This is a genomic window from Vibrio sp. YT-19(2023), from assembly GCF_033337395.1.
The window spans coordinates 1-717 of sequence record NZ_JAWOQN010000464.1 but is presented as its reverse complement, the minus strand read 5'-3'; the positions used below and the strand labels follow the sequence as shown (position 1 = coordinate 717).

At 50.1% G+C, this 717-nt stretch carries 1 protein-coding gene; it reads right to left on the bottom strand.

The annotated features are described in order from the left end of the window. On the bottom strand, positions 1 to 717 hold a 717-nt coding region (locus R7E78_RS26535), incomplete at both ends, for a methyl-accepting chemotaxis protein (RefSeq protein ID WP_318058664.1).

Here is a 717-nt window from a genome sequence, read left to right as displayed (position 1 = left end):
CGGACATGGTCGTGACGGCTCGAGATACCCCACTTTGTAGCTGTTTAAGCATATCGCCAATCTCATGAGTGCTATTTTGCGTACGGCTCGCTAGTGAACGCACTTCATCGGCCACCACTGCAAATCCACGCCCTTGCTCGCCCGCTCGCGCGGCTTCAATTGCCGCATTGAGCGCCAATAAGTTGGTCTGCTCAGCAATCTCGCCAATCACATCCAATACTTTGGTAATCTGCTCCGTTTGCTGACTCAACTCAGAGATAGCATCCGATGTGCTGTTGATCTCTGTAACCAACTCAGTAATGCCTTGAATCGCTTGTTCGACCTCTCGTTGGGCTTCGGTCACCTGATCGTTCGCATCGTCAATGGCCTGCGCAGTGGCATTTGTATTGCTTGCGACTTCTTTTGCCGTCATGCTCATCTCTGTTACGGCTGTCACCACTTTATCCGTTTCCAAACAGTGACTCTGCATTTGACCGCTCGCTGTGCGCGTTTGATCATTCAGTTCTTCAGAAACTGTTTGAACGGCAGAAGCAGATCGATGAATGTCCTGCATCAGTGGGTGAAGTTTATCCATAAATTCATTAAAGGCAGCCGCGACTTCGCCAACTTCGTCTTTACTTTCCACTTTTAGACGCGCAGTTAAGTCACCGCCACCCGCAGCAACATCTTTGAGAGAATCGGCGACGTGCTGAAGTGGTTTAATGCCTTTCGAGACAG